The 7,209-nt window shown below is 51.1% G+C and carries 5 protein-coding genes; 4 read left to right on the top strand and 1 reads right to left on the bottom strand.

Annotation, left to right across the window (positions count from 1 at the left end):
- A partial coding sequence (locus PBA01S_RS01760; RefSeq protein ID WP_304363566.1) for a GxGYxYP domain-containing protein occupies positions 1-1,332 on the bottom strand: 1,332 nt, incomplete at its 3' end.
- Between the two features lie 387 nt (positions 1,333-1,719).
- Here PBA01S_RS01760 and PBA01S_RS22650 point away from each other — a divergent pair.
- The 4 genes from PBA01S_RS22650 to PBA01S_RS01745 all read left to right on the top strand — a co-directional run bounded on the left by PBA01S_RS22650 (position 1,720) and on the right by PBA01S_RS01745 (position 7,205).
- Positions 1,720-1,884, top strand: a complete 165-nt coding sequence (locus tag PBA01S_RS22650; RefSeq protein ID WP_157268743.1) for a hypothetical protein — start codon at positions 1,720-1,722, stop codon at positions 1,882-1,884.
- Positions 1,885-2,035: 151 nt separating this feature from the next.
- A complete protein-coding gene (locus PBA01S_RS01755; RefSeq protein WP_016312169.1) occupies positions 2,036-3,082 on the top strand; it encodes a LacI family DNA-binding transcriptional regulator in 1,047 nt (348 codons plus the stop codon).
- A 327-nt stretch (positions 3,083-3,409) separates the two neighbouring features.
- Entirely contained in the window at positions 3,410-6,214 is a 2,805-nt protein-coding gene (locus PBA01S_RS01750; RefSeq protein WP_127575166.1) for a beta-galactosidase, read from the top strand.
- 67 nt (positions 6,215-6,281) lie between these two features.
- A complete protein-coding gene (locus PBA01S_RS01745; RefSeq protein ID WP_036624835.1) occupies positions 6,282-7,205 on the top strand; it encodes an ABC transporter permease in 924 nt (307 codons plus the stop codon).
- Positions 7,206-7,209: the final 4 nt, after the last annotated feature.

Raw genomic sequence — 7,209 nt, 5'->3', positions numbered from 1 at the left:
GTTCGGCTTGGCCGGCTTCGCTTTCGTCCCCGCCATGACCGTCATATTATGGAACCAGTCGGAAGGCAGGACATAAACGCCATAACTAGAGGTCAGGTCAACCCCGGCGATTTCGCCTTCCACATCATTATCAAACCAACCCAAATACGGTGTTCCTGGTTCCACATCCGCTAAAATCCGTTCGAACAACGCCCTTTGTTCAGGTACTCCGCTGGAAAGCCAGAACACCATCGCTTTGTTGGCTACCGCGTAATCGCGGAGGTAACCGAACGGCTCCTTCGTTTCAGAGGAGAGCGGCTTCACTTGGCTGGCGGAAACTTTAAATTGATTCCACATTTCGACGCTAACGGTTAAATGCTGGGTTCCCGCCGGTGGAATAAATTCGTAGACGAAATAGTTGCCGTTGTCGGCAAACCGGTGGTCTGCTCCCGGCAAAAACTTGGAGCCGTGACGGTCATACAAATACGGTTCTTCTTCCGGCGTACCGGTCTCAAAATGAACAATCTCCTGACCGTCTGCCAATACGCTGATCTCATGAACGGCAGGGCCCCAACCGTCCTGGGTGTATGCATCCTGGAACCGCAGGTAGACAGCCTCTCCGCCTAAGAACTCGGTCAAATCCAGTTCATACGTTCTCCGATTGCTGGCATCCCGGATTTGCTCCGGTTCGGTGAGCACCGTGCGGAACGAATCCCAGTTATCCGGAGGGAGCGGGATGGACGTATTCGGACTGAGACCTACCAGCATCCGCTTTGTCGTTTGACTCCATAAATGCTCGTACTGCCAAGTATAAGCCTCCATCCGATCTTCGAATTTCCCTTGCAAGTCCTCAACGACGCGCAAACGATAGGGGGCTGCAGCCAGTTCTTGGGCCAATTCTGGGCTCGCTACAACAGCGTCTTTCAAACCGGCGAGGGTCGTCGCTACATTAATTGAATCGGGCACGGCCGGGTCATAGATGATGATACCCTTAACCTCCTTGGCATACGCCTTGACAATGTCCAGCGGGTTTTCATGAATCTGATAAGGCACCTTGATATCGTTTAACCAAGGATCTTTCTCATTCTGCTGCACGTAAATTCGGGGTTCCTTGCGGTTAACGATCCCTTGAAGCGTTGTCAGCAGAAGCTCGATGTCCCCGGGCTTGTTGTACACTTGAGCTACATCCAAGCGCTTAACTTTGGCGAAGGTAGGGAGCTCCTGATTCTTCGGCCATACGATACCGCTCTTCTTGTTTAGATCCGCTGAAACCGAGCTGTCTGCGGAGGCTCCTAAAGGCAGGGTTAACGTACATACGACTGCTAAACCAAGCGTGATCCATTTGCGCAACATTATTTCGACACCTCTCTTCTTAGGATAAAATGCGAAGTGACTTGTCCCAATCAATCCTTCGATATACCACCTCCTGATCGATTTGGATGGGATTGGAAGGGCTTACAAGCTATATTTAATATATGTTATTGTATATTTCAATAGCTTTGACAAAACTTCATAAGGATCGATAAAACTTTGCATATTCAGCGATGAGTTGACTTCATTCTAATGCGTTATCCGTCATCCTAGAGTCAAATCTTCGTCATTCAAAACACCAATCATTAAATATAGCAAATATATCCTATGGATGAATCTCACCTGGATTGAAATCGCTTGGTTTGATCGAAATTGCATGAAAAATGGAGATACAGGAGACGCTATTTTAGCGAAAAGGGGGATATAAATATGCCAAATCAGGAGCACCAAAACATCGAAACGGATGGGGATCCGCGCACGATCTATGAAGATACGAGCCCGCACATCCGAACTGGCTTTCTGCCGGGGCAGTCGGATGTGACCTCCGCCGAGCCCGAAAACAGCAATTCGGAGCAAGATCAAACGCAGTCTTAATGGAAACAGGCCTTTCTCCAAAAGGAGAGGGCCTGTTTTGTTATGAGATCTGGGCGGGAGGGAACGGTATTCGCTTGTTCTATTCTCAAATGCTGGAAATATTGATATACTGGGGGTAATCTGGGCTACTAATTTATGGGCAGGTGAAATTATGAAACCGATTACAGTCTACGATATTGCCAAAGAAGCGAATGTATCCGTTGCTACCGTGTCACGCGTCCTGAACAATACCGCACCTGTGAAAAAGGAAACCCGGGAACGCATCAACGAACTCATTAACAAATACCAGTTTCAACCTAATGCGCTAGCACGAAGTTTGTCGAAGAAGGAAACGGGGATGATCGGCATTATTCTTCCGGATATTACAAATCCGTTTTTTCCCGAAGTGTTGTCCGGGTTTGATCTGGAAGCGCGTAAGCAAGGGTATACTTACTTTCTGTGCGACACGGTCTCAGCCAGCGTGGACAGCGAAGAGCAATATGTCCGCGAATCGCAATATTTAAATGCGCTCGCAGAGAAACAGGTGGACGGGATCGTCATGATGGGAGGACGGGTAGATTTGGCCAAACCTGACACGCAACTGGTTGAGGAGGTAGCTGAGATCGGCAAAAGGCTGCCGGTTCTGTTGGTCAACGGCCGACTTCCTAAATCTGGCCTGAATCGTGTGGCCGTGGATGAACGGCATGGCGCGGAATTGGCGGCTGAGCATTTGATTGAACTCGGGCATCGCGACATCGCGATTGTAGGCGGCTACCGTCAGATGTCCAACACCCAGCAGCGGACGAGCGCTTTCTTGAAGAAAATGGTGCAGTCGGGGCTCGAGGTGCGCAAAGAGTGGGTGATGCATGGTGGTTTTTCCGTCGACAGCGGCATGATGTTTATGAATCAATTGCTTCAGATGCCTAAGCGGCCGACGGCGATCTTCTGTCTGAACGACTTAGTTGCGATCGGCGTGTTAAAGGCGGCGGTTAAAGCAGGGTTGCGTGTCCCTGAAGACCTCTCGATTATCGGATATGATGATACACCGTTTGCCTCCTACAGCACTCCAGAACTGACGACCATTTCACTGCATGCTCATGAGCTCGGTCGAACGGCGGGGGAAGTCCTGCACCAGATGATTACGAAGTCCAAGGTGAACAAAACGACCTTGCTGAAGCCGGAACTGGTTATTCGCGAGTCTACTGCGGCTCTTAACTAGGGTTAGGAGCTTTGCACCCGCCTCCGAAAAAAAGGAATTGACAACTTAAATTAGGCTGGGCTAGAATAACTGCAAGAAAGCCCTTACATTTCATTCGCAGGTAATTCTTCCTTTTTTCACCCTCCACTAAATGCAACGAAACTTTACTTCTTTTATCAACTCCGAAGAGAAGCATCAATCCGAACAATTCTTGGCGTAACAACCGAATCTTTGCGTTTGATTCAATGTGAAACCCGTTTCACTCTAATTTAATCGCTTAAAATGTAACGGGTTTCATGAAATGGGATTCATTAAAATTTAATAATACAGACGCTAGGAGTGGTCGCTATGAGTACGCGTATCGAATCCGAATCCGTTGTAAGTCTATCTGGCCAAGCGGTTAACATCCGTGGGGAGAGCGTGATCCTGCTTTGTGCTTCACTCTTTTATTTCCGGATTCCCCCCGAGTTATGGCAAGAACGGCTCCAGCAGGTGAGAGAAGCCGGCTATAACTGCATCGACGTCTATTTTCCTTGGAATTTCCATGAGCTTCAGGAGGGGACCTGGGAGTTCACCGGGATGCGGGATGCAGATCGGTTTTTGCAACTAGCCAGTGAGGCGGGATTATGGGTGATCGCCCGCCCTGGACCGTATATTTGCTCTGAATGGGATGGCGGCAGCCTGCCTGCGTATTTGTACGCCAAAGAGCCGGCTCTACGAATCAGAGATAATGATCCAGCGTTCTTGCAGCATGTGGCTAGGTGGTATGCGCAGATATTACCGATCCTTCATCGTCATGAAGTGACGAACGGAGGCAGCGTTATTTTCGTTCAGCTTGAAAATGAACTCGACTTCTATGATTGCTCCGACCCGGCAGGTTATATGGCGGCACTGCGAGACATGGCTGCAACACATGGTTTAACCGTTCCGCTGATTGCTTGTGCCGGTCAAGGCGGCTTAGTGCAGGCATCCGGGTTAACGGAAGGCATTGTGCCGACCTGTAACTTCTATCCGAATGATCGGGATCCTGATTTCGAGCACAAGGTGTTGCATTATCGGGAGGTGCTTCACAGACTGGGTCTTCCGCTGCTCGTTACCGAAACGAACCGGAGCCATTACTTGCTGCGCAGACTGCTGTCCGCTGGAGCCAAGCTGTTAGGTCCTTATCTGCAGGCGTCGGGCACCAATTTCGGCTTCACCAATGCGACGAATAACTGGGGGAAGCCGCTGGCTTTCTTGACCTCGGATTATGATTTCGGAGGCATGATTTCGCCGGAAGGCCATCTCCGTGAAGAAGTGAAGGAGGCGAAGCTTCTCTCCAGGTTAATTCGTGCCTATGGCCGTGCGATTGCGGAATCTGAGCCGGATTCCGAGAGCAAATGGTCTGTTGCTGGCGAGAAGGAGGGGGTATTTGGTCCGTATGTGCTGCGTCTGAAAGGCGGCGGAGAGCTGATTTTTGTGACCAATGGTGAAGAGCGGTCCAAGCAAATCAGCTTGCACCATGAGGATGCGAGCCAGGCTTCATCTACGGGGACATTGACCTTGGCTGCTTCGAGATCCTTGGCGCTGCCAGCAATGGTGCCGCTATCGAACTGGGGAGTTCCAGGACATCTCGTATCCTCCACAGCAGAGCTTTACATGGCAGAACAGCAGAAGGACGGGGTGGTTCTCGCGTTTCACAAGGAGGGGGATAACGCGGAGATCATCCTATCCGTTGATGTTGCCAATAATCCAATGACTGAGGGGATGCAGGTCATTCATCGCGAGGGTCAGCTGATCTTGCAACTGTCTGGAGCCGAGACGGCGTTATGTCGGTTTGAACTGAAGGAAGGGCAACGTTGTACGGTCATTGTCACAAGCCGTCTCAATGCGCTTCGGACCGAAGCGATTTATTTGGATGGGAGCATCACCATAACCGAGGATCCACCGGTCTCGAATGAACCTGACCCTGCGCCAGCAGCACTCGATTGGCGGTTTGTGGCGAGGAAGGGCTGGAAGGCGCCAATCCAAGCTGCGACGGCACAGACGAAAGGGGCGAAGGCCGAATTCTTGGAACGGCTTGGCGTTTACCGCGGATACGCCTGGTATGAGGCCGAGACCAATTGGGATGCCGATAAGCACCAGATGCATGGATTTCTGGTGCGTCAGGCAAGTGATGTCGTTTCGCTGTATGCGGATGGGACGTACCTCGGTACATTTACTCCCGGTGGAGCCAGCATGTTTGTCCCAGCAAGCGGACGAGAAGCGAAGAAGCTGCAAGCACGAGTGGAGATTTGGGGCCACAGCAACTTCGATGACCTCCGGCTCCCGGCACTGCGCTTGCCTTCCCTGAAAGGGTTCAAGGGGATTGCGACCATCACCGCTGTCCACAACATTACCTCGAATTGGCGCGTGCATCCGAAGGTCGACCGTTCGTGGCAAGACACGCTCACACAGCCGGACGAAGCGCTATGGCCCGTCGTTAGTTTTGGAAGCTGGTTGTCTGCGGACTATCCGTCCCAAATGATCTTCCGCAGAACGTATATTCCCGGGGCTGGCGGAGATTCGTGGACGCTGCATTTTCAGAACTTTCAAGGGTATGCGCGGCTTTGGGTGAACGGTATTGATGTCGGCCTTATCCATCCGCTGGATCCATTTATCGATTTGAAGCCGTTTGTTACCCCGGGACAGGAACTGCTCCTAGAGGTCTATTTGGAACGAACGATGGGACATCACACCGGTCAAGTGTTGGTCTATGAAGGGATTGAAGCTTCGGCGTATACGATCATGGCAGCGGAGGAAGCTGAGCTGAAGGCTGCAGCCGATCAAGAAATTGCCAACGCAACTCCGCTTGAATTACCGTTGACACTGACCTCCGGTGAAGCCGGATGGTTATTCGCTTCCATTCCGAATTCTGCACAAGGCAAAGGTTGGAGGGTCCGTGCCGCAGGCTCGGGATTAAAGCTTACGGTGTTTATGGAGGAGCGGATCGTCGGCAGGCTGTGGCTGCCAGGAGGGGAAGGAAGGCCGATGATGACCGGCGGCAGCGCGGACTCCTTTTATTTGCCGGGTCCATGGTTTCAGGCAGGCCAAGCGCAGCTGTCAATTTTTCTCGAAGCCGTGGATGAACAGGATGCAGGCAGCTTAGAGAAGCTGGAGTTTATTTCCGTATAGAAAGGGGGGGAGGCCTATGGAAATCCCGACACCAACAGAGGTTCGCCAGCGGCCGCAGCTTTATCGGATGCGTCAACAAGGATGGTTCAAACGGTTATGGAGCAATAAAACGCTGCTTCTGATGTGTCTGCCGGCGATCATCTTCTTTATCATTTTCGCGTATTTGCCGATGCCCGGCTTGTATCTGGCTTTTATCAAGTACAACTATACAGATGGGATATTTAAGAGTCCGTTCGTGGGGTTCGATAACTTCAGATTTCTTGTAATGACGGGGGATTTGTGGCGGCTGACGTTTAACACGGTGGTTTATAACTTGGCCTTCATCCTGCTAGGGAACGTCTTGCAGATTACCGTTGCGGTGTTCCTGAACGAACTTCGTCTCAAATGGTTTAAAAAGCTAACTCAAACCTTGATGTTCCTGCCGCACTTTATTTCGGCGGTTCTGATTGGTCTGATCGCTTATAACGTGCTGAGCTACGACTATGGTCTGCTCAACAGCATTTTGACATCGCTGGGATTTGATCCGGTAAAGACGTATTCGAACGCAACGATCTGGCCGTTTATTATCGTGCTGACCTACTTATGGCAATCGACAGGGTATGGATCGATCGTCTATTTTGCAGCCATTATGGGGCTGGATAACGAAATTGTCGAAGCAGCGGAAATCGATGGGGCCGGCGCCTTCCAGCGCATCCGATATATTGTGCTTCCTTGGCTGAAGCCCACCTTTATCATTCTGCTCCTGTTTTCGCTGGGCGGCATCCTGCGCGGGAACTTCGGCTTATTCTTCAACCTGGTGGGAGCCAACAACACCGCGTTGTACGCGACGACCGATATCATCGAAACGTATGTGTTCCGCGCTCTTATGACCAACTTCAACTTCTCGATCGGGAGCGCCGTCAGCCTCTATCAATCCGTGTTTGGATTTGTGGTGGTGATTACCGCCAACTGGCTGGTCAAGAAGGTTTCGCCCGACAACTCACTCTTCTAGGAGG

It is taken from the genome of Paenibacillus barengoltzii NBRC 101215, assembly GCF_004000745.1.
GTDB classification, from domain to species: domain Bacteria; phylum Bacillota; class Bacilli; order Paenibacillales; family Paenibacillaceae; genus Fontibacillus; species Fontibacillus barengoltzii.
The sequence above is the reverse complement of the archived record's forward strand: the minus strand, read 5'-3'. Positions and strand labels throughout refer to the sequence as shown.